The following is a 20694-nucleotide window of genomic DNA, read 5'->3' as shown; positions in this document are numbered from 1 at the left end:
GATCCGATGACCAATCTGGTCAAGGCGATCACGTCGCCGCAGGCCACGCCGTCCAACATCGCGCGCCCGCCGGCGCCGATCCCGGCTGCTTCCCGCAACGAGACCCATCAAACCCCGGCCGCGCGCCGCGTGGCGGCGGTCCAGCGCACCCTGACCGAATACGGCTACGGCCAGCTGAAGCCGACCGGCATCGCCGGCTCCGACACCCAGGCCGCGATCCAGAAATTCGAGCGCGAGCGCAAGCTCCCGGTGACCGGGCAGGTGTCCGACCGGCTGCTGCGCGAGCTCACCGCGATGATCGGCCGCCCGGTCGACTAGCGCGGATCACTGACGCGACCTCTCGATGGCTTGCCGCGATTACCCCTCTAGCGTGAATCCAACACGCAAGGTGACCTGGTAATGGCCGACGGACCCATTTTCGATGTGGCCTCGCGTTTGCACAACTTCGAACCATTTCATGTCGCGAATGGTCTTTGATGCGCGGGTGATGGCATTCTGAATCGCATCTTCGATGCTTTTTTCGGAAGATCCAACGAGTTCTAAAATCTTATAAACATGATCCTTCATTTCAGTAGCGGCGGGCATGGCGAACCTCCGTTGTGTTGTAATTCACCGGTAACCGGGCTTGTCTCTTCCTCGTCAGCGCTATTATCTGACCGCTAGCCAAGTCCAATTCTGAACGACCCTCAACCCTTCGAGTTCCGCCATTTCTGCGTAATATTGGCAGCCAGCGCCTGCGCTGCTTGTCGGCCACCGCAAATTGGCCTTCTATGAGCGCTGTCTGGATTTGTACAGGAAGCCGCAGCAATGAGCGTGAATTTCAGATTCGGGAGACTGGCGCCAAAGTATCCGCTGGCCATCGTTGTCCGATGCGTTTGAAATCAGCCATATGGGTGGCGGCCTATTTGCGCCGTTGCCAGACCGCGGGCGTGTTCGGCGCGGTGCGCCGGCGCGGCGCGGAGGAGGCCGGCGCGGTGTTCGTCAAGGTCGCCACGCTCGACGGCAATGCCATGCTGTACGTGCCGGCGCCGCAGACCGTCTATGACGACAGCCGGCCGATCGAGCGCATCTTCACGCCGATGTCGCCGCAACCGGTGCCAGAAACAACAGTGGAAGAGCGGCTGGTCAGGGAAATCAAGTTCGACCCGGACGCCTGGGTGGTCGAGACCGAAGACCGGGCAGGGCGGCATTTTCTCGATCTGGCGCGGGGCTAGGCGTCGCTTGTTGCTGCAATACAACGACGTGGAGAAATCATGTTTTTCGCGTTGTGCATTTCACCCGGATGCTACCGTTTGGGGGTGGAGGCGAATAAGCGGAACAAGCAACTGTTTCAAAAGCTGACGAGCCGTGGATGTCCATCGGTTGCGTTCGGCTCTTGAAGCAGAGGACAAAATGCACCGAAACGACCGTCGTAAGCTTGTCACCGCGCTGCTGATTGGCTGCGCCCTCGTCGGGTTTTCTGGTGGTGCGGAGGCGGCCGACCTGCGGGCCAAGGCGCCGGTGGTCGTACCGGCCACCAGCTGGACCGGCTTTTACGTCGGCGCGCATGCGGGATATGGGTGGAGGAATCCGACGGTCGCCTTCACCGCCAACGACCCTGCTGCCTTTGCCATCAGTTGCGGTGGAAACTTTGGCAGTACTTGCGTCCCGCCGGGGTCTTTCCGCGGCGACGGTGTGCTTGGCGGTTTTCAGGCCGGATACAATTGGCAGTTCAATCAGAGCGGGCTGATTGGCGCCGAAGCCGATTTCGCCTGGACTTCCATGCGCGGCCAGTCAACTTCCACGTTTCTGATGCAGCCCTTGCTGTTCCCTCCGGGGACCTCGACCTTTCGGGCCAGCGAGGAAGTCAAATGGTTCGGAACGGTCAGGGGTCGTTTGGGCTGGCTTCCAACGAGTCAATTGTTGATCTACGGCACAGCCGGGTTTGCATATGGCCGCGTCAATGAAGACGTCGTACTCAACGGGCAACCGGGTTCCAATCTCGGGCTGGGTGGATTCATTCACAACTGTGGCAATCCCCAAGAGGCCCCCAGGTGCTATGCGGGCAGTTCGTCCCGGATAGCCACCGGTTGGGCGGCGGGTGCCGGCCTCGAATATGCACTGGGAAGTAACGTCAGCATAAGAGCGGAATATTTGTACGTGAATTTGGGCGACGTCACGACCAACGCCGCGGTGTCCCCGTTATTGGTAGGACCCAATCAAACCGCATCTTCGTTTACCGCCAGCCACAGAGAGGACTTTCATGTGGCCCGTGTCGGCGTGAACTACAGGTTCGGTGGCCCGGCCGTCGCCCGCTACTGATTGCCCGCGAGCGCCGTCTTGAAAGCATCAGGATAATGCTTGCCGACCAGCTGCGGTCATCCCTTCGGGGATGACCGGCGCAGCATCCTCAATGCCCTGTGTTGTTGGATGACGCGGCTAACCTTGCGAGCCGGTGCGTACCGCGGGTGCGCTGCCTGGCTGCACGGCCGGACGGGTCTGGACCGGCGCCGCGCGCGCGCGCTGGCGTTCGTCGTCGTAAAGACCCGGCCGGTATTTTGCGCGGGTCACCGCCATGGTCGAGCCGCGCCAGGCGGCCAGCATGACCAGGGCGGAGCGTTCGCTGAGTCGGTCATAGAGCCGCGACAGCCGGTAGACGTAATTCACCGAAGCGAATTCCGGATTGAGAAACAGCGTCACGCGCTGGAACACGGGACCCGGCATGTCCAGCGCCCTGGCCGCGCAGGCCAGCGGCTCGCCGCCGGGATCGCCAACCACCTGGGCGGCCACCCGCGACGGCAGGATCAGGGTTTCACCGAGCTCCAGCGTGAAGTTTTCGATATCGCCAACCCAGGCCGCCATCTCCAGCGTCTCGACCGCGCGCGCCGCGCGGAAGGCGGGAATCCGCGCCGAAGCCCGTAGCGGGGTTTCCGCCAGATTATGAAGGATCCGGGTGCGCTCGCTGGCGCTGGCCGCGAAAAACATATCGTTGATCTCGGCAGCGTCCTTTGGCTGCATCGACAGGTTCGACGCCATCCGCATTTGCGCTTCGGTCGGCGGCCTGACCGTCGGCGCTGCGGCAGGGTCTGCGGGAATTTCGTTGGCGAGCGGCACGCGCAAGCCGGGATGCTGCGGCCTCAGCCCGAGCCGCTGCAGGACCTCGGGCGGCGTGGCCGGATAGATCGCGAGCCGCGCCCGTACCGCGGCGCGCGTGGTGTCGTCGACCTCATCGATCAGGCGGGAAGTCAGTTCGACAAACTGCCGTGCCTCGTCGTCGCTGTGCACCGGGGCCTGGACGTAGAGATCGGTCAGCACGCGCAGCAGCGTGGGGCGGATATCGACGCCCTCGCGGCGGGAGAGCGTCATCAGCCCGTCGAAGCCCGGAAAGAATGGAGGTGTGGTCATGTCAGGATACGCGACTGAGTAATATCAGCGCCAATTTACGTGGCTTGCTTTAACAGCTCGTTAACCCTGAGGCCCCCTTAAGGGGTTTTAAGATTAAAGCCACATAGTACTAACTATCTGATTTTATTTGCTTTTTGGTCATTCGTTGCATTAACGTTTACAAATATAAAACGACGTAATGCAGCCCCAAGGGGCCGAATTCCCTTATTGGAGAACCTCCCATGCCCACCTTCAACCTGACGCAGAAAGCCGTTGCCAAGCTCCCCGCACCGCATCCCAACGGCAAGCAGACAATATACTGGTGCGACGAGTTGCGCGGCTTCGGTGTCCAGTGTTCCGGCAAGACCAACCAAAGACTTTATATCGCTCAGCGCGACTTGCCCGGAGGCAAGGCGCGGCGCGTGACCATCGGTCCCGTCAGCGGGCTGGCGCTGAACGTGGCAAGGCAGCGTGCTGAGAACGTGCTTGACGATCTGCGACGCGGCGTAGACCCCAAGTACAAGGCTCCGACCTTCACGCTGCAAACAGCTCTCAACAATTACATTACCGCGCGGCCTAATCTGGCCCTCGCTTCCATAGCTCACTACAGGCAGATCGAGCGCGTTCTCGAAGCTTGGCTGAACCGCGACCTAAAAGAAATCACTCCTGAGATGGTGGAGAACCGTCACCGCGCCATCGCAAAGGAGATAGGCACCGCGACGGCCAACGTAAACATGCGCACGCTGCGCATCGTTTGGAATTTTGCCGCAGACCGCACCACACTGCCATCAAACCCGGTGCTGCGACTACGGCGGCAGTGGTACGCGGAGCCGCGCCGTACCCGGATGGTGCAGACCGAGGAATTGCCTGCCTTCTATTCGGCAGTGATGGCGTTGCCCAATCCGACTGCCCGTGACTATGTGCTGTTGATGCTATTCACCGGCATGCGGCGCGGCGAGGCGGCTGCGCTGTGCTGGTCGCATGTTGATCTTACGCAGAAGATCCTCCGGGTGCCCGCCGAGTTGACGAAGGCGAAACGAAAACTGGAAATCCCCATGTCGGACTTTGTGCATGACCTGCTGGTCAAGCGGCGCGCGCTGGGCAGCGTCAGTGACTTCTTATTCCCCGGACCGGGTGCCACCAAACACATCACTAGCGCCGACAACGCGTTGGCCATGGTCGCGGATGCCACGGGCATTCAGGTATCGGCGCACGATCTGCGCCGCACCTATGCCAGCGTTGCCGAGAGCGCCGACCTTAGCTGGCTGGTGATGAAGACGCTGCTCAATCACGCGACCCGTAATGATGTTACCGCCGGATATGTGCAAATTTCTATCGACCGTCTACGCGAGCCGGTGCAGCGCGTCTGCGATAAGTTGAAGGCGTTGTGCGGTATCACGCCCGTTGCGGCTAGAAACGTCACCAAGCTTCGCCGTGAAAATTCCGCCTGAAAACGCTTTTACTGACCGCGAATTAATGTTATAAATAAGCAAGCTTAAGCAGCGCAAGGCACTTGTAGGCTGCTCGATTGTGACCCGGTGGCCTCAGGGCGTAATTCCGAAGAAGTCCCGCAGAATGGGCATACCTCAGCACGCTGGGGTTTCATAGTTCCCGGCCTTGGCAGGCATCGTAGGGAGCGCAACTTGATTTCCGTTCAGCCGGTTGGTTGGAGGAAGTTTTGTCGCGCGGTCCTGCTTTTGCGCGCCCGCGACCGGGAGACTTTCAGTGGTAAGACAAAATTCTAAATCCAAGAAGGTACAGCACGCTCACACGAGCGGGCGACTTGGCCTCGACAAGCGCGCGCACAAGCTCGCGGTAGAAGTCGGGGACGGTGATGAACTTCTGAACACGTCTGCGCTTGCAGAACTGCTCGGCGTCAGCACCCAGTGGTGTGAAATCGCGCGAGGCGGGGACTACGGCCCGCCGTTCGTACTAGTCGGCAATCACTTGGTCCGCTACAGGCGCGCAGACGTTCGGGCATGGCTGGAGCAACGAGTAGTCAGATCCACCACCGAATATACCAACCGTGCTGATGGTCGTACAAAGCTGGGTCGCCGCGAACGGGCGGAGGCTTGATGCGCCATGGCAAAAAAACCAAACCCCGCCCCGGAGGCAACCGGGGACGGGGCAAAGATTTCGGTAGCAAGCAGCAGCCGCAATCTTAGCCGAAAAAGTCGCCAGTGCAAAGGAACGTTGCTTACCGAATGGGCCGTTGCGCACCAAGAGGCCGAAAAACTTTTTGACCGCGCTGCGAGCATGAAAGCGAATGCTCTGTGGCGGGCGGAGAGAGTTCTAAGCAGCGGCGGGTTCTTACTGAACGTCAATCCCGTAACCGGTGCCGAACGGCGCATCACCGTTGAGGAAGCCGGTGAAGGCGTGCCGTTCCTTTCCGTATGGATAAGGGACGACGGAATGGAGCTCACCTTCACTCGCAACCATGGCGCATTCATTAGCAGGCCGGTGCCGCCGCGCGGTCTGGGCTGGGAATTCGACCATGACGAGCGCAATGCAAACTCGACGGCGTGGCGCAGGCCGCATGTGGAAGGTGGTCAGCCATGAATGTTCACAACTCACGCGGCGGCGAGGCTGCCCGCATCGACGCAACCTCCGGCACCGGCGCGGCGCGCGGGACTTTCCCGCGCCCGGCAGTAGTAGCGCATGGAGCGCCGCATCCGACAGTAGCAGGGGCGGGCAACGACGAGCCACCCATGAATGTTCACACCCAGCCGCCGCTCACTCACACCACCGAAGAGCCGCCGCTCGCGGTGCCAGCAGCCGCGCTTTTTTACGCGCAACTCGGGCACACCGTTTTCCCGGTGCCGCCCGGCGAGAAGAAAAGCCACAAGTCCAAGAAGCACAGCGGCGGCCAAAACTGGGGCCAGACCCGTTTGCCCGAGGAAGTTCGGCGAGACTTTTCGCAATGGCCGAATGCCAATGTTGGTCTGCCGACCGGCAGCCATACCGGATTTTTCGTCGTGGAGGCCGACACGGTTCAGGGTCACGCTGTGGACGGCATCGCATCACTGACTGCCCTACAGGAAAAATACGGTCCGTTGCCGCCAACGCGGACTGCGCGCAGCCCCAGCGGCAGCGTGCACTATTACTTCAAGTTGCCGCCCGGAGTCGAAATCAAGAATTCCGCTTCCTCAATCGCCCCCGGCGTGGATGTGCGCGGCGAAGGCGGCATGGTGGTTGCGCCGCCAAGCATAAAGCCGGGACGCGGCAGGTATGAGTGGACCGACTGGCGCGCCATTGAGGAAGCTCCGTCTTGGCTGATTGAGTTGTGCCAGACCCAGAAAACGCCGCGCAAGAAATTGGACGGCGTCCGTGCCGAAAATGCGGAGGCACCGAACCAAGAAACAATCTTGGCGGCTGTCGCCGTCATCCCCAACAACGATCTGGGCTGGGAAGAATGGAACCGGGTCGCGATGGCCATCTACGCCGCGTTCAATGGCAGTGACGCGGGCTATGAAGCGTTCAAGGAGTGGTCCCAGAAATCTTCCAAGTTTGATGAAGCTGGTACTGACGACAGATGGGAAAAGCTGCGTAGTAGTCCGCCGGAAACAATCGGCGTCGGCACATTGCTTTATCTGGCCGACTTGGCCGCTCCGGGTTGGCGCGGTGCAACTCCGCCGCCAGAGATTGCGGAGTTGAATAAAAAATACGCGCTGGTGATCGTTGGTGACAAGGCCACCGTGATGGACACCAGCGGAGAAAGCGTCGGGTTCTTGCAGCTCGAAGCATTTAACACGTGGCATGCCAACAAATTCGTCACCCACAACGAGAAGAAAGTGCCGCTTGGGAAATATTGGATGCAGCATCCGCAGCGCCGCGAGTATAGCGGGCTGGTATTTTCGCCAAATCGTAAAGTGCCGGGATATTTTAATTTGTGGCGCGGGTTCAGTGTTGAACCTGACCCGAATGGGGATTGCTCCAAGCTGCTTGCGCACGTCAAGGACAATATCTGTCGAGGCGACGAGAATTTATACAAGTGGGTTATCGGCTGGTTTGCGGATATTGTGCAGCATCCGGAAGTGAAGAATGGCACGTCGCTGGTGGTCCGTGGCGAACAAGGCACCGGAAAAACAATCGTAGGAAAATACTTCGGTTCGCTATTTGCGCGGCACTATGTGCTTGCCAGTAGTCCGCGCAAGATCACTGGACAATTCAATGCACACTTGAAGGCCTGCCTGCTGTTGCACGCTGATGAGGGGTTCTGGGCTGGCGATCATGAAGCCGAAGGCGTTCTTAAAGATCTCGTCACCAACGATCAACAATACATTGAATTCAAGGGCAAAGAGATGATTATGGTTGCCAACTACATCCGACTATTCGTTGTTGGAAACGCCGAATGGGTCGTGCCAGCCGGGTTTGGCGAGCGGCGTTGGGCCATTCTTGAAGCTGGTGAAGCACACCGAAAGGACACCGTATATTTCACAGCCATCAAACAAGAGATGGACGGCGGCGGACGTGCGGCCCTGCTTTACTACCTCTTGAACTTTGATCTGACCGGGATTGACCTGCGGACGGTCCCCAACACCGCAACGTTGCTAGGCCAGCAACTTGCCAGCCTCAACAGCGAACAAGGTTGGTGGCTGGATGTCTTGCATCGCGGTGAATTGCCGTGGGGTTGTGAAGCAACAGGTGATTGCCCGGTAGCGGCATTGTTCAACCAATACATCCGGCACGCCCAGAAGCAGGGCGTCAGGCGGCGGTCTATAGAAACTCAACTGGGAATGTTTCTCACGAAACATGTGCCCGATCTGCGCAAATCGGATAGGGACCACAAGGTACCGACGCGCAATGGCGGATCGCGTACATTCGCTTTCTGCGTCAGGCCGCCAGTCGCCGAACTGCCAACGGCGACAGCGGCGCCCAGCTCCGTGATGCCCGGGCCCGAGAAATCGAACAGCGGATCGCCCGGGAAGCCGGAGAGTTGGTACCCGTAGAGGATGTGGAGAGCGTTTTAGTAGACGCTTTCTCTGCCCTACGCGCCGAGCTACATGGCGTGCCCGCTGCCTGTACCCGCGATCTGACGCTCAGAACGCTAATTGAAGATCAGCTCGGAAACGCGATCGATCGGTGCAGAGAACGGCTTGAGCAGGCGGCAAGACTTCAATTCAACGACGAGGTTGCAGAAACTGAAGAATGACGGGGCGTCGATAGCTCAAACTTGATAGTGATACTGCAGTAGGAATTGTCTTCGTGCGCGGGGTAAAGACAATTGTTATTTCTGCCTAATGACTGGGTGCCACGGCGCTCTCAATGCTGGGAGGTTGCACTTGGCGATCAATACTGCATACGCACATAAGGATGCCTTAGTGCCTCCTTTGCGCAGTTTAAACCTGAGAGCAGACATGAATGACTTGCAACGCATTGTAGCCGTTGCATTCGCGATGGCAGCCGGATTGCCCTCAGTCGCGCACGGCCAACAGAGCGGCGGAACGTACTATTGTGTGTCGGAATTTTCGGGCGGCCTCGCCTACGACGAAAACTTAAAAAAATGGGACAGTGCTAGATTTCGGCCGAGCCACAAATTTGTAGTTTATTTCCACTATATTGGACAGCACCGCTATGAGGATGGGACCCTGTCTGCCTCCGACGACTATTGCCCAACGACCTCGTGGCCGGATGGTCATTGATTTATTTGGATTGAGCGTCGACGACGTACGTCTGAAATTCCCCGAAGTTTACCAACATTTGCTTGTCACGGTTAAGCCAGAGCGAGATTTAAACAATCGAGAAAGCTATCGCTTGAATTGGTGGATATTCGGCGAGCCTCGTCGGGAATTGCGACCGGCTCTGGACGGTCTGCAGCGATACATCACAACTGTTGATACGGCACGGCATCGTGTCTTTCAATTCCTTCCAGCGAAGGTTATTTGCGACGACAAGAGCGTGATAATTGCTAGCGATGATGCGTTCTTGATTGGAGTTCTACCGCCGCGCCCGGGCCTCTCGATGCCAGCAGCCTCGCGGCACGGTTCAAGCGAACGAAGACGACCGAAAAGAAGGTCGGCGAAGTGTTGGCCTCACTGGCGCGGCTTGGCTATGTCACGTCGGATGATGGCAATACCTTTGCGCTGCGGCGGGTCGCCTGAGAGCAAATATGCTGGTGCGAAATCATCGCGGCAGACTGGGTCTAATCATCAGCCGGAAATTCCTCAAACTCCTCAATGAGCGTGTCACTCATATGTTGGAGATGTCCCATGCCAGATATTTTTTCAATGGAAGTGTATGACAGAAACGAGCAGCTTTCGTAGAGTGGCCCCCGATCAAGCAGTGAAAAGACCGGCCGCTTTATCTCCCGCAAAACCTTAGCGCGCTTGTCATCCGGCGCAACGATGTGAAGTCTAATATTCATGTTGGGTTGTAGCGCCAAGAGGTCTGCCATTCTCAACAAACCCGAATAGATTGCCGTAGTGTGCTCAACCTCAAATGCGCGCGCCATTGACCTGTTGCGCATCCAAATAACGTCGATTTGTTCGATCGTCTTTAGTGTCACATCGTCATAGTTGAGCGGAAGTTGGTTCAAGAACGAACCATGGAGAGTGGATGAAATCTGATCCAGTACAGCTTGCCTGTCATTGCGCGGTATCCAAACGCGAAATCCCATCTCAATGCCTATTCGGGCAAGAAGCGCTTGCACCTTCAGAGATGTTCTGAAGGTAGCGGCTTCATCGACCGGCGGTGCCTCAGCTTCTTCTTCAGACGTATCCTCGTCCGGTGCGTCAACGGGTACCTCAACAAGAACGGTACGGTCAGCGGCGGCTACGGTCTTCCGCTCGGAAAGCAATTGCTCATCGCGCCCGGTGACCGGGTATAAGCGGCGGCTCACATTCTGGTCATTCAATACCGTGCTTAAAATCTCACCATCCTCACTTGAAATCCGACGCAGTGAGCTCCGCAGCCCGGCAAACTGAGCCCATCCGACTGACTTCAAGGCGAGCTCACGGGTGAAGGATAAGTGCGGCCAGAGCTTTTCGTCTCCGATAGGGACCGAGTGTTCTGGACCAAGAACGACGAGAGGCTTGACCCTAAACCTTACGATAAATGGGTCTGGGTCACTGAAAATGGGGGAAGCGTCCGAGTAATTCTCGGACGTGACCTCTAACAGACCGCACCAGCGGGAAAGGCGTACTAGGTAGCAACAGAAAATATCGCCGACCTGGACTTGCTCCGCGGCCTTGCGCTGGCGGTGGCGAAATCCGCTTACCGTGCTCCCGTGCGCCTGAAAGCTCCGCCATGTCTCCGGCGTGAACAGGTCCAGAAAATAGCTCATCAAACTAGCCCCCAGTGGCCAAGTGTTTCGCAACTTGGGCGCGAGGGCAAGGGGCCGGAGGCCTCGCATTTGGGCTGGGGACTTTTACGAGAGCGGGCCGTCCCGGAGCCACCGCTCAGCGGATGGTGACCCGCTACGATAACCATGGCACACTCGGGTCTCTTATCGGGGGGGCAGGCATGCAGGGCGCACCCACCGAATAATTGCGCAGTCAACAAAAGCTAGATGACATGGAACTACGTTTGAGCAGGAATGAAAAACGCCTTTATGAATTAATCCCCGCTCGTGGCAGGCGCATCACCAGCGGCGAGCTGACGCAGCAATTCTACAACGGCGGCGCGGTGCCGCTGAATGGCCGCGTGTACATCGCCAATGTCATCCGCAGCCTCAAGCGCAAGTCACGGATCGGCATTCCCGGCGTGCGCCGCGTGGAAAGCACCGTTGGAAGCGGGCGGAAGGCCATTGAGGTTTGGCTGGCATCGGCCAACGAGTAGCACGCGGCATGACCAAGGCAACGGGGCCACTCTTTCCTTGGACTCGACGGATGTCCGTTATTGGGGGTGAACCGGGCTTCACGTTAGCATCGTGGAAAGGACGAGATTGACCCCAACCGGACATTAGCTTTCGGCCTGATCTCTCTTCCCGGAATTGTGCAAAAGCAGCTACAGTGGCGCTGCGCCCCCTTGAAAAGTGGCGATTGCCCTTCGAGGCTCCATCGGGTCATCTGGCGCTCGGCGCAGGGCATATGAATTGGATAGTAAATTGTGACTCCGCGCGATGCCGCAGCCGATCCCCAGCAGATCATCACCGACCTTGAGCGCAAGCTCGCCGATTCCGTCGCGCAACAGGCCGCGGCCACCGAGGTTTTGCAGATCATCAACGGATCGGGGGGCGATCTGACGCCTGTGCTGGATGTGATGGTAACAAAGGCGGCGGAGCTCTGCGACGCCACCGGAGGCGGCCTTTATCTCGTTGAAGGCGATAAAACCCTCAATTGGGGCGGCACTACAAGTCGTACAGGCGCCGCGCCGTTCAAATTGATGGGTGTGCCGTTGGCCAGCCTATTGGGGCCAAATCCACAGGATCGGCCGTTTGTCCATGTCGTCGATCTCAAGGCCACCAAGGCCTATCAAAACGGAGTGCCGTTTATCGTCGCGAGCGTCGAGAGCGATATGCGGTCATGGCTTGGTGTGCCTGTCATCAACGACGGTGTTATCGTTGCGGTGTTCGCCCTTTTTCGCAAGGAAGTGCGACCGTTTTCGGAAGACCAAATCAGGCTCCTGCAAGGCTTCGCGGTACAGGCATCGATCGCGATGAAGAACGCGCGGCTGTTCAACGAGACCAAGGAGGCGCTGGAGCGCCAGACGGCGACTTCGGAAATCCTGCGCGTAATAAGTCAGTCGCCGACCAACGTGCAGCCCGTATTCGATGCCATTGTCCAGACAGCCGTGCGGCTGATCCGCTGCGACGTCGCGTTCGTGTTGCGTTGCGACGGCGCCACCTTTTCGCCCGCTGCGGCGGCCGGACCGGACGGGCCGCTCCCCGACCTTGGACCGTCGCATTTGCCGATCGACCCCGACGCCAACTTTCCATCGCGCGCCATCGTGGGAAAGGAAAACGTGCATCTGCCGGACTGGTCGCTGATCGACCTGCCCGAGCACGAGCGTCAGATACAGGCGCTGATCGGCGTGAACTCTGCGCTGTTTCTGCCGCTGCTGCGCGAAGCCCAATGCATCGGCGTTCTGGCGTTGGTGGGTAAACAAGCCAATATCTTCGGCGAGAGCGAGATCGCACTGGCCGAATCGTTCCGTGACCAGGCCTTGATCGCGATCGAGAACGTGCGCCTGTTCAACGAGACCCGAGAAGCGCTGGAGCGGCAGACAGCGACGGCGGATATCCTGAAGGTCATCAGTAGCTCGGTGGCGGACACTACGCCGGTGTTCGAGCAGATTCTTGACAGTTGCGAACGGCTGGCGGCCTTCAACCGGATGGCGATTTTCCTGCTCGGCGAGGACGGTCAGGTTCATATCGGTGCTTATCGCGGAGGAGAAGGTGACGCATTGAAGGCCACGTTCCCGCAGCCGCTCGCCGACACGCCAATGTCCCTCGCATTCGAGCGCCAGCAGGTCCTTTTTTTCGGCGATGTCGTCAACAATCCGGATGCGCCGGCGTCGCTTCGCATCGCCGCATCAAGGGTGGGCAGTTTCTCGGTGCTGGTCGCGCCCTTGCTCTGGGAAGGCCGGGGTATCGGCGCCTTTCATGTTGCCCGCGATGCCGACGCCACCTTCTCCGACAGGGAAGTGGCTCTGCTCAAGACTTTCGCCGACCAAGCCGCCATCGCGATCCAGAATGCGCGGCTGTTCAACGAAACTAAGGAAGCGCTCGAGCAGCAGAAGGCTTCCGCGGATATCCTCAGCGTAATCAGCAGTTCAGTTGCTGACGCCCAGCCAGTGTTCGACAAGATTTTGGTGAGCTGCAAGCATCTCTTCGGCGGCGATGAGCTGGATGTGCTGCTGGTGGACAAACAAGGTCAGTTGAATATCGCGGCTTATATCGGCGATTCGCACGACGTGGTCGCCGCCACGTTCCCCGCGCCAGTCGAGCGCACGCCGGCCGGCCAAGCTATTCGCGAACGCCGTGTGATGCATTGGCCCGACCTGGTCGACGGCGAGGACGTGCCAGGCGTACTGCGCAAGATGGCAAAACTGATCGGCTACCGCTCGATGGTGTTTGCGCCCATGCTTTGGGAAGGCCGCGGCATCGGCGCCATCGGCGTGGCGCGCTCAACGGGCCCATTCAAGCCCAAAGAACTGGCGATGATCGAGACCTTCGCCGACCAGGCGGTGATTGCGATCCAGAACGCGAGGCTGTTCAACGAGACCAAAGAGGCCCTGGAGCGGCAGACGGCGACGGCTGATATCCTGAAGGTGATCGCCAGTTCTCCGTCAGACGTGCAGCCGGTGTTCGACGCTATTGCCGAGCGGTCGAAGCGGCTGGTCGATGCCCTTTCGACTACGGTGTTCAGACTTGACGAGGGCGTACTGCACTTGAGGGCGTTTACGGCCACCAACCAGGAAGCCGATGCGGCCCTCAAGGCCATGTTCCCCGCTCCGCTGTCGGGCTTCAGTTGGAGTGAAGCGGTTAGCAGGGGAGAGACTTACCGTGTGCTCGATACCGAATACGAAATCGATGGTCTGCGTGACCTGGCGCGGCTTCGCGGTTATCGCAGCATGTTGTTCGTGCCTCTGCTGCGCGACGGGACGCCCATCGGCCTGATCGCCGTGACCCGGGTTGAGCCCGGCCCGTTCGTCGAACATCACGTTCAGTTACTCCAGACCTTTGCAGACCAGGCCGTGATCGCCATTTCCAACGTCCAGCTGTTCAACGAGGTAGAGGAGCGCACCCGAGAACTCGGAACCTCGCTCGACGACCTCCGTACCGCCCAGGACCGTCTGGTGCAGACCGAGAAGCTGGCCTCGCTCGGCCAGCTCACCGCCGGCATCGCGCACGAGATCAAGAATCCACTGAATTTCGTCAATAATTTCTCGGCTCTGTCGGCAGAGCTGATCGACGAGCTGAACGACGTTCTCAAGACGGCCGCGCTCGACGACAAGACACGGGAGGAGATCGACGAACTCGCCCACATGCTGAAGGGTAATCTCGAAAAGGTGGTGCAGCACGGCAAGCGCGCCGACTCGATCGTCAAGAACATGCTGCTGCATTCGCGCGAGGGGGCGGGCGAGCACCGACCCGCCGACATCAACGCCATTGTCGAGGAAAGCCTCAATCTCGCCTATCACGGTGCGCGGGCTGAGAGATCCGGTTTCAACATTACGCTTCAGCGCGACTTTGATCCCGCCGCCGGCGTGATCGACCTCTATCCGCAGGAAATCACCCGGGTGTTTCTCAACCTGATTTCCAACGGCTTCTATGCCGCTACCAAGCGCAAGGACGCCGGCGATGGAACCTTCGAGCCTGTCCTGAGCGCGACCACGAAAAGCCACGGTAACAAGGTCGAAATCCGGATCCGCGACAATGGCACCGGCATTCCCCTTGAAGTGAAGGAGAAGATGTTCAATCCCTTCTTTACCACCAAGCCGGCTGGCGAGGGTACTGGGTTAGGCCTGTCGATGAGCCACGACATCGTGGTGAAACAACATGGCGGCACGATCGACGTCGTAACCGAACCCGGCGTATTCACCGAATTCATTATTACGCTGCCGCGGAGCGCGGCTGCCCAATCGAATACCGGAGGCACCCATTGAGCGTTTACATCCTCGTCGTCGATGACGAACCCGACGTCGAAGCCCTGTTCCGCCAGCAATTCCGCCGCGATCTCAAGTCCGGACGTTTCACCATGGAATTCGCTCCCTCGGCGCCGGCCGCGCTGAAGCGCGCCGCGGAAATCCGCGACCCCTCGCTGATCTTGATCCTGTCCGACATCAACATGCCTGGGATGAGCGGACTGGAAATGCTCCCAAGGGTGCGGGAAGACCGGCCCGATGTTCCCGTCATCATGATCACCGCCTATGGTGACGCCGAAACGCGGCGCGTGGCGATCGAGCGCGGCGCGGTCGGCCTGCTGACGAAACCGATCGATTTCGCGCTGCTTCGCCACGAAATCGATACCAGGCTCGGACGAGCCGCATGACCGCTACCATCCTCGTCGTCGATGATGAGCCCGATCTTGAGGCTCTGGTACTGCAGAAATTTCGCAGGCAGATTCGCGACGGTTCGGTAGCTTTTATCTTCGCCCATGACGGCATCGACGCACTGCAATCGATCGTGGACCATCCCCATGTCGACATGGTGGTGTCTGACATCAATATGCCCAGGATGGACGGACTCTCGCTACTGCAGAAGCTTCAGGAGGCCGACGACAAGAAGTCGACCATCATCGTGTCGGCCTATGGCGATATGAGCAACATCCGGACCGCGATGAACCGCGGTGCGTTCGATTTTCTGACCAAGCCGATCGATTTCGGCGATCTCGAAATGACCATTGACAAGACCATCCGGCACGTCGAGATGATGCGCGACGCCCGCCGCCGCCAGGCTGAGGCCGAGCGCGCGCATGCGTCGCTGTCGCGGTACTTTTCGCCGCAGATCGCGAGCCGCCTCGCCGCTGTCGGCGACAGCAATGGCATGGAAGTGCATCGGCGCGACGTCGCGACCATCTTCACCGACATCACAGGTTTCACCTCGCTGGTGGAAACCGCATCACCGGAAGTGCTTGGCGCGCTGCTCAACGAGTATGTCGGCGGCATGACCGATGTCGTGTTCGCGCACGAGGGTACGGTCGCGAAGATCATCGGCGACGCGATCCAGATTTTGTTCAACGCGCCCGGCGACCAGCCAGACTATGCGACACGTGCGATCGCCTGCGCCCGCGATCTCGATAAAAGGGCGCAGGCGTTTCGCGAGCGCTGGAAGGCCAAAGGCGTGAATTTCGGGACGACACGCATCGGCGTTCACGCGGGACCGGCGCTGGTCGGAAATTTCGGCGGCAGCCGGTTCTTCGATTACACAGCCTACGGCGATACCATCAACACCGCGGCCCGGCTCGAGGCTGCCAACAAGTTCCTTGGCACCCGCATTTGCGTCAGCGCCACCGTCGCCGACGCTGCAGGAAATTTCAAAGGCAGGCCGGTAGGCGATCTCATGCTGCGCGGGCGCAGCGAGCCGCTCCGTGCTTATGAGCCGCTATCGGAGGGGACGTTCGCGAGACCCGCGACGACGCAATATTCGGAAGCCTTTGCCAAGCTGGAGGCCGGCGATGCCGCCGCGATGCCGGCATTTGCTGCGCTGGTCGGCCAATATGCGGAGGATGCGCTGGGTGGCTATCATCTCAAGCGACTGCTGAACGGTGGTAAAGGTGTTCGGATCCAGCTGGAGTGACTGACCATTCAAGAGGGCTTTTGTTCGCCTCTATCAATCGATTGACTTAGTCCGCTATGATCACTGTTGTGGGGCTTGAGGGTGGCATGATACGTCGGCGATTTTTCAGCATTGTTGGCGGCGCCGTCCTGGCTTGGCCGCTTGCGGTCCGTGCCCAACCAAAGCTGGCGACCATTGGCGTCCTCGTCCCTGGTAATCCTGAGCCGTTCTGGACCCAGATGCAGGAAAGCCTGCGCGAGTTTGGCTATATCGAAGGCAAGAACGTTCGGTTCGAATTTCGCAACGCGGACGGGAAGCCGGATCTTCTGAACGGGCTGGCCGAAGAACTCGTCGGACGTAACGTCGATCTTTTGGTGGTCTGGCAGACACCGGCCGCATTTGCAGCAAGAAAGGCGACGACCACAACTCCGATTGTCATGGCGTTGGTGGCCGATCCGGTCGGAACGGGTCTTGTTGCCAGCCTTGCACGGCCAGGCGGCAACATTACCGGGCTTTCGGGCACGACGGCGGAGCTTGGAGCCAAGATACTGGAGTTGATCCGCGAAATGAAGCCGTCCGCCCAGCGCGTGGGTGTACTCGTCAACGCAACGGATCCGTTCAGCAGGATATTCGTTGAACAGGTAGAGCGTGGCGGCCTGACTTTCGGAATCGCTGTGCAGCCCATCATCGTCAAGGGTGCGGAGGGGTTTGAGGCCGCCATTGCAGCCATGGTCAGGGAGCGGGCGGATGCTGTCATTGTGCAGCCGAGCCTGCCGTTGAAGGCTGCAACCGAACTGGCACTGAAACACGGGCTGCTTTCAGTTTCACCGGCCCGGTTTTTTACAGGCGCGGGAGGGCTGATGTCGTATTCCGCCGACCAGAACGACACATACCGGAACGTGGCGATGTATGTTGACCGCATCCTGAAAGGCACGAAGCCATCCGAATTGCCGGTGCTGCAGCCGACCAGATACGAGTTTGTCATCAACCTCAAGACTGCAAAGTCGCTCGGTATCGTCGTTCCACCGGCGCTCCTCGCCCGCGCCGACGTGGTAATCGAATAGATCGGGCGCACGGGTAATGGCGGCCAGGAATTTGGTGAAGAGGTGAATGATGCGGCGTCGTGAGTTCCTCGCAGGTATTGGCAGTACGGCGGCGGCATGGCCGCTGCTCGCGGGCGCGATGCCGGCGCTCGCCCAGACGCCCAATCGCGTCTACCGCCTCGGGCACCTTGGGAATTCGGCAGCCTCTGAGGCCTTTACCCGTCAAATAACCCTGCCGGAACTTGCGAGGCTTGGCTTTGCCGAAGGCCGCAACCTTGAATTCGACTCGCGCGTCGGCGGGCCGGATGCGATTCTGGGCTTGATGCGCGAGCTGTTGGCCGCGCGGCCGGACGCGGTCATCGCCATTGGCCCGACCGCAATTGCAGCTGCCGGCGCAGCCACACGTACTGTCCCTGTCGTCGCTTTCGGTGCCGACCTGATTGAACTAAAGCTCGCGGCGAGCTACGCGCGGCCGGGGCTAAATGTGACCGGGGTTGTGATCCTCGCCAACGAACTCGAGGTCAAACGGCTGTCGATTTTGCTTGAGGCGGTGCCCGAGCAGCGGCGCGTGGCGGTTCTCACTTCGGCGGTGACGGCGGTGACAGCGGTTGGTGAGGCCGCAATGCGGAAGGCCGCGGTGGGGCTCGGCGTCGAACTGCTTGCCTTCTCCGTCGCCGGGCCGGCCGACTATCCGGCCGCGTTCGCCGCAATGCGGGCGGCAGGCGCGCAGGCTCTTGTGATCAGCGCGACGTCGGAGTTCTACCGGGATGCCAAGCAACTCGCAGCGCTCGCGCTTGAGGCCCGGCTGCCGACGGTGTGCGAATGGGCGGACATGGCGCGCTCGGGGTGTCTGATCGGCTACGGCCCGAACCGCACCGCGCTGCGCAAGCGCACGGCCGCCCAGATCGCCCTGATATTTGGCGGCGCCGCACCCGGCGATATCCCAATCGAGCGACCGACCGTGTTCGAATTCGCCGTCAACCAGAAGATCGCCAAATCGCTTGACCTCAGCATCCCTCCCGCGGTGTTGGCGCAGGCCGACGAGGTGATCGAATGAGGCGCCGGGACTTTGTCAGCCTGGTCGGTGCTGCTGCCGCATAGCCGCTGGTGGCTTCGGCGCAGCAGCCGCGGAAGCAGCATCGCCTTGCCCTCGTCCATTCCGGGATTCCGGCAGACAAGCTCACCAAAGCGGCCGGGCCGTTCTGGATACGGTGATTCTACGAAACGCTGGAAAGGCTCGGTCATGGCGAGGGCGGTAACCTCGTTGTCGAACGGTATTCGGCCGAGGGCCACTCCGACCGTTTTGCCGCGCTCACCGCCGAGGTGCTGAGCCGCAAGCCCGATGTCATCGTTTCGAACCTGAATGCGCTCATCAAAACGTTCCTTGCAGCTACCGCCACAATACCGATTGTCGGGATCACCAGCGATCCGGTCGCGAGTGGCCTGAAGTATCGCGCAGGTCAATCGTGGTGCGGCAGATACTGGCTCCGCAGCCGAACAGGTTCACGGCTTGGCGGTGTCCTTATTAGCCGAGAGCAAGCATCTCAACGCCGAGGTCGGACATTTCCTGCAAAAAATTCGGACAGCCTAATTTGGAGATATATCACACCGTCTACGTCCAGTTTTGGCACGAACCGGACCAACCGCGCCGGTCCGGCCATGTCCGCTGACGGGGGTATCCCGGAACTGGCGTTTTGGGGCCGTCAGGTCGCATTTTTTGAAATTGACGAAAATCCGGACCAAAGGCAAAATCCGCCAATGGGACAATCAGAGCGACCGACCTGCCCTCATTGCAAGGGACCTTTGATTCTGGCGCTACCGCTGGACGGCAAGGGCCAGCGCACCATGCAATGCCTCGATTGCGAGCGGCCAGATCCCATTAAATCTGACGCGCTCAGGTGGCTTTCCAGCGAGCTTCGTCCGCCCAAATAGAACTAAACAGCCACCCCGGGCATTGGCCTCGATGGCGCAGCTTTTCCTTTGGATCACAGCAACCGGGATTTTCGTCTTGATCGTGACGCTGCTTTTTGCGGAGTTCCGCTAAGGCCGCCTCAGTTGGCGGCCGTCGCCTGTTGGCACTTTTCGGACATGGCGCGATGTCCGACTTGTTGTCCGTAGAGCAATCAGAAGCGGACATGGATTATCCGCAGGCAGCCCGTTATTGCTGCTCGGCGGGGTTTAAACGTCCCTCCAGCATCCCCACATACTGTTCATGGCCCAGTCGCCGTCATGCGGCAGGCGCTGAACGAGGTCGTCACGGATCGTCGCTTCTTAGTCCGGAAGTCTGTCACGCCGCTTGAGGTGGCGGAGCATATCCTTCAACAAGCAGCGTCCGGCGAACGCGACCTCAATCGTCTGAAAAGCTCTGCATTCGCCAAGCTGAGTGCCGCTGCCTGAGGCACCCCCGCGCTAGCCCTGCAAAGCGCCGACCGGCATCCCGAAACCTTAGGGTTTCGGGCCAATGATGCAGGCTGTTTAGGCTGCCGAATAGCGGTCCCCGCCGAACAGCGTGCGAGGCTCCCTTTCCGGCAGGGGTACTCTGGCGAGGGCAGTAGCCGGGTCGGGGCATTTTCCCTTATTTGGGAGTTTTTCAAATAAGGTCCTGCCGATATTTCCCTTCTATCACAGTCGGTTATCGGAGGACCTCGGCAGGCTTTACTTTAACAGCTCGTAAGGAAAACAACCGGTGAAGGGTTCTGGTCGCATTCACCGTATTCATGGCGGTTGCAGCCGGGTCGGTCAGGCGCCGAAATTAAGATGCCGTTAACCACGTCCTGATTTTAATGCTGGCATGTCGCCGGCGAGATCCTGCCAGTGCGGCAACCAGAGAGAGTTGAACATGGGCACCATCATTGAATTTCCGGCGGATGCGGTTTCGCGGCGGCTGGGCTCAACCATCGATGGCGCTGCACGCATGGGTACGGCAACCATCCTGATCCTTCCCGCCATCCGGATCGAGCGCAACCCCGACGAAACCAGCGGTGGCAGCGGACCGGAAGAGGGCACAGCCGCTCCCGGCAAACGCCGCCGTCGGCGCTGATCCCAGGAAATTTCAACCGGGACATTTCAATATGCCGGAGACGTTCCTTCCGATCCGGACCCGATCGCAGGCCCGGCGCCTGTCGTCGC

At 59.6% G+C, this 20694-nt stretch carries 17 protein-coding genes; 14 read left to right on the top strand and 3 right to left on the bottom strand.

What is annotated here, in order from left to right; translation table 11 throughout:
* The coding region (locus tag Q7T45_RS01180) for a peptidoglycan-binding domain-containing protein (protein ID WP_304866354.1) at positions 1–318 on the top strand (318 nt) is incomplete at its 5' end.
* A 39-nt stretch (positions 319–357) separates the two neighbouring features.
* Here Q7T45_RS01180 and Q7T45_RS01175 read toward each other — a convergent pair.
* Positions 358–585, bottom strand: coding sequence for a dodecin (locus tag Q7T45_RS01175; protein ID WP_304866351.1), 228 nt, complete (start codon positions 583–585; stop codon positions 358–360).
* Between the two features lie 284 nt (positions 586–869).
* On the opposite strand from Q7T45_RS01175, the gene Q7T45_RS01170 reads away from it, so the two are divergent.
* Both Q7T45_RS01170 and Q7T45_RS01165 read left to right on the top strand, forming a co-directional pair.
* On the top strand, positions 870–1214 hold the full coding sequence (locus Q7T45_RS01170; RefSeq protein ID WP_304866348.1) for a DUF1491 family protein: 345 nt from the start codon (positions 870–872) through the stop codon (positions 1212–1214).
* A 178-nt stretch (positions 1215–1392) separates the two neighbouring features.
* Positions 1393–2301 carry an outer membrane protein gene (locus Q7T45_RS01165; protein WP_304866345.1) on the top strand — a complete coding sequence of 303 codons (909 nt, stop codon included), beginning with the start codon at positions 1393–1395 and terminating at the stop codon, positions 2299–2301.
* A 117-nt stretch (positions 2302–2418) separates the two neighbouring features.
* Here Q7T45_RS01165 and Q7T45_RS01160 read toward each other — a convergent pair whose 3' ends face one another.
* Positions 2419–3384, bottom strand: coding sequence for a DUF2336 domain-containing protein (locus tag Q7T45_RS01160; protein ID WP_304866342.1), 966 nt, complete (start codon positions 3382–3384; stop codon positions 2419–2421).
* Positions 3385–3605: 221 nt separating this feature from the next.
* Between Q7T45_RS01160 and Q7T45_RS01155 the strand changes: the two genes are divergently transcribed.
* The 3 genes from Q7T45_RS01155 to Q7T45_RS01145 all read left to right on the top strand — a co-directional run bounded on the left by Q7T45_RS01155 (position 3606) and on the right by Q7T45_RS01145 (position 8312).
* Complete coding sequence (locus Q7T45_RS01155; RefSeq protein ID WP_304866337.1) at positions 3606–4814, top strand: tyrosine-type recombinase/integrase; 1209 nt, start codon at positions 3606–3608, stop codon at positions 4812–4814.
* 631 nt (positions 4815–5445) lie between these two features.
* Positions 5446–5922 carry a hypothetical protein gene (locus Q7T45_RS01150; RefSeq protein ID WP_304866334.1) on the top strand — a complete coding sequence of 159 codons (477 nt, stop codon included), beginning with the start codon at positions 5446–5448 and terminating at the stop codon, positions 5920–5922.
* Positions 5919–8312, top strand: a complete 2394-nt coding sequence (locus Q7T45_RS01145) for a bifunctional DNA primase/polymerase (protein ID WP_304866331.1) — start codon at positions 5919–5921, stop codon at positions 8310–8312. The genes Q7T45_RS01150 and Q7T45_RS01145 overlap by 4 nt, the downstream gene beginning before the upstream one ends.
* Before the next feature lie 1193 nt (positions 8313–9505).
* Here Q7T45_RS01145 and Q7T45_RS01140 read toward each other — a convergent pair.
* Positions 9506–10645 carry a hypothetical protein gene (locus Q7T45_RS01140; protein WP_304866328.1) on the bottom strand — a complete coding sequence of 380 codons (1140 nt, stop codon included), beginning with the start codon at positions 10643–10645 and terminating at the stop codon, positions 9506–9508.
* Positions 10646–10875: 230 nt separating this feature from the next.
* Here Q7T45_RS01140 and Q7T45_RS01135 point away from each other — a divergent pair, with 230 nt between their 5' ends.
* The 8 genes from Q7T45_RS01135 to Q7T45_RS01100 all read left to right on the top strand — a co-directional run bounded on the left by Q7T45_RS01135 (position 10876) and on the right by Q7T45_RS01100 (position 20605).
* Positions 10876–11139 carry a hypothetical protein gene (locus tag Q7T45_RS01135; protein ID WP_304866326.1) on the top strand — a complete coding sequence of 88 codons (264 nt, stop codon included), beginning with the start codon at positions 10876–10878 and terminating at the stop codon, positions 11137–11139.
* A gap of 270 nt (positions 11140–11409) precedes the next feature.
* Positions 11410–14910, top strand: coding sequence for a GAF domain-containing protein (locus Q7T45_RS01130; protein ID WP_304866324.1), 3501 nt, complete (start codon positions 11410–11412; stop codon positions 14908–14910).
* Positions 14907–15296, top strand: a complete 390-nt coding sequence (locus tag Q7T45_RS01125; RefSeq protein ID WP_304866321.1) for a response regulator — start codon at positions 14907–14909, stop codon at positions 15294–15296. Before Q7T45_RS01130 ends, Q7T45_RS01125 begins: the two co-directional genes overlap by 4 nt.
* A complete protein-coding gene (locus tag Q7T45_RS01120; RefSeq protein WP_304866318.1) occupies positions 15293–16543 on the top strand; it encodes an adenylate/guanylate cyclase domain-containing protein in 1251 nt (416 codons plus the stop codon). Before Q7T45_RS01125 ends, Q7T45_RS01120 begins: the two co-directional genes overlap by 4 nt.
* A gap of 56 nt (positions 16544–16599) precedes the next feature.
* Positions 16600–17586 carry an ABC transporter substrate-binding protein gene (locus Q7T45_RS01115; RefSeq protein WP_304866315.1) on the top strand — a complete coding sequence of 329 codons (987 nt, stop codon included), beginning with the start codon at positions 16600–16602 and terminating at the stop codon, positions 17584–17586.
* A gap of 46 nt (positions 17587–17632) precedes the next feature.
* Positions 17633–18622, top strand: a complete 990-nt coding sequence (locus Q7T45_RS01110; RefSeq protein ID WP_304866312.1) for an ABC transporter substrate-binding protein — start codon at positions 17633–17635, stop codon at positions 18620–18622.
* 1172 nt (positions 18623–19794) lie between these two features.
* Positions 19795–19962: a hypothetical protein gene (locus Q7T45_RS01105; RefSeq protein WP_304866309.1), complete on the top strand. Its 168-nt coding sequence runs from the start codon at positions 19795–19797 to the stop codon at positions 19960–19962.
* 442 nt (positions 19963–20404) lie between these two features.
* Complete coding sequence (locus Q7T45_RS01100; protein ID WP_304866359.1) at positions 20405–20605, top strand: hypothetical protein; 201 nt, start codon at positions 20405–20407, stop codon at positions 20603–20605.
* The last annotated feature ends 89 nt before the right edge of the window (positions 20606–20694 follow it).

Source organism: Bradyrhizobium sp., assembly GCF_030646015.1.
Classification (GTDB): domain Bacteria; phylum Pseudomonadota; class Alphaproteobacteria; order Rhizobiales; family Xanthobacteraceae; genus Bradyrhizobium.
The sequence above is the reverse complement of the archived record's forward strand: the minus strand, read 5'-3'. Positions and strand labels throughout refer to the sequence as shown.